This window comes from Psychrobacter sp. Choline-02u-9 (genome assembly GCF_002836505.1).
GTDB lineage: Bacteria > Pseudomonadota > Gammaproteobacteria > Pseudomonadales > Moraxellaceae > Psychrobacter.
The window spans coordinates 1-2,377 of record NZ_PJBF01000012.1 but is presented as its reverse complement, the minus strand read 5'-3'; the positions used below and the strand labels follow the sequence as shown (position 1 = coordinate 2,377).

Here is a 2,377-nt window from a genome sequence, read left to right as displayed (position 1 = left end):
TACCTGTCTCCAAAAATTCAAACATCGAAGCTACCGAAGATACCGTAGCGACTGGTCAATTAGAAGCAGCCACTGATGCGGATAGCGACAATTTAACCTATGCCATTAAAGACAATGCCGCCAATGGTACTGTTATCGTCAATGCGGATGGCAGCTATAGCTACACCCCTGATACTGACTTTAATGGTGAAGACAGCTTCACTTATACCATTGATGATGGTCAAGGTGGCATGATCACTCAAACTGCTACGATTACTGTCGCTGCCGTCAATGATGCGCCAGTGGCTGAAGACAGCAGTATCAGTACTGATGAAGACACGGTCGCAAAAGGTCAGCTTGTCGCTACCGATGTTGATGGTGATAATCTGACATTTGCCCTAGACTCAGGTGCCAGCAATGGCACAGCAATAGTCAATGCAAGCGGTAGCTACAGCTATACACCAAATGCCAACTTCAATGGCTCAGACAGCTTTACCTATACAATCACTGATGGTACAGAAACCATTACTCAAACGGCTACGATCACTGTTGCTTCAGTCAATGATCTACCCGTCTCCACTGACAGCAGCAGCAGTACCAATGAAGACGCAGAAGCAACTGGCACATTGGCTACCGCTACTGATGCAGATGGTGATGAATTAACTTATGCATTAAAAGACACTGCCGTTAATGGCACTGTTATCGTCAATGCAGATGGCAGCTATAGCTACACCCCTAATGCCAACTTTAATGGCTCAGACAGCTTTATCTATAGCATTGATGATGGTCAAGGTGGCGTGATAACTCAAACCGCAACGATTGATGTTGCACCGATTAATGATGCACCAGTGGCTGAAGACAGTGTTATTGCCGCTATAGAAGACACCGTTGCTGAAGGTCAACTAGCAACAGCTACCGATGTCGATGGTGATGAACTGACATTCGTCCTAGCTACCGATGCCAGCAATGGCACAGTGGTAGTTAATGCTGATGGTAGCTACAGCTATACGCCTAATACTAACTTTAATGGCTCAGACAACTTTACCTATACAATCACTGATGGTACAGAAACCATTACTCAAACTGCCAATGTGACGGTTAACTCATTCAGCGAAGTGTATAACCGTGAACTACAAGGAACGTTTGAAACTACTGTTGTTAGTGAAAAGCAAGTATTAGTAGATAAGCAGTCATCCAATACTTTGTATGACACTATAGTTTTTGAAGTAACGGGTGATAATGCAGGTGTAACTTTAAGTCTTTTTGATTCTTCTCGAAATATTAACGCAAATGGTAGTTATACATTAACTGGTCCATCAGGCTCTTCTTCAGGGAATATTAATGTTTTCTCGGCAGGATCAAGTTCATATAATAAGAGTTTAGGTAGTAACCTTTCCCCAGGTATTTATACTTTAAGTATAGGTATACAAGAAAACGGTTCAACCATTAGTCTTGATGTCGTTGAGTTTAAAGACGTTGAAAAAACTGAGTTTGTAGGCTATCAGAGTATCATGGGTAATATCTTTGCTGATGACGACGGCGGTATCAACGCACCTAATGATTATGAGCTTCAGATAAACGGACAATCACTGATATCTCAAGCAAGCAGTTCAGCATCTAGTCCTATTGTTATAGATACAGACAATGGTCAACTTGAGCTATCAGCTGACGGCTCTTACATCTATCGTTCGAATGGCAATGAGCTTGGTTTAGACCCAGATCAGTTGGCAGAGAAGTTCGATATCAAAGTAGTTGACTTACAAGGGAGTTATATTGGTGCTTATCGTGTCAATATCACCTCAGACACAATGCCTCCAGAGCCAGGTGAATTAGTCTTCAATAATTTTGAAGATACAGGTATATCTCAAGACGATGGCGTTACTCAAGACAATACTTTTGATCTAACCATTAAAAATAATGAAGCAGATAGCCAAGTTGAATATCAGTATTCAACCGATCAAGGCGCGACTTGGGCAGTATTGGCAAACGGTACGGCTTCTAACTTAGCAGATGGTGACTATAGCTTTAGAGCCAAGGTAACAGATGAAGCGCTTAATGAAAGCTTTACCGCTGTAAGAGACATCACTATCGACACTACCGCTCCTATATTAGGTCAAATTCTAAATTTCAATACGGCTACCAATCAGTTAGAAGTTAATGCAGATATCGATCAAGACACGTTGCAAGCCTTTAAGCTAGAAAACGGTACTTTGGTACCACTTGCTGATGTCACTAACATTCCATTTGTAGAGGGCAATTACCAAATTCAAGCGTCTGATGTGGCTGGAAATAGTACTTCTCTAGATTTTGTAATGTCTACCGCCTCAGAGTACTTTGAGTCAGCGGATATTATTGACATCGTAAAAGGCTCTGTCGGAAACGATTACATCTATGGTGA

General features: G+C 41.9%; 1 protein-coding gene. It reads left to right on the top strand.

Annotation, left to right across the window (positions count from 1 at the left end; genetic code table 11):
- Positions 1–2,377 (top strand): tandem-95 repeat protein (locus CXF69_RS00490; RefSeq protein WP_145990563.1); only part of this gene is annotated, 2,377 nt, incomplete at both ends.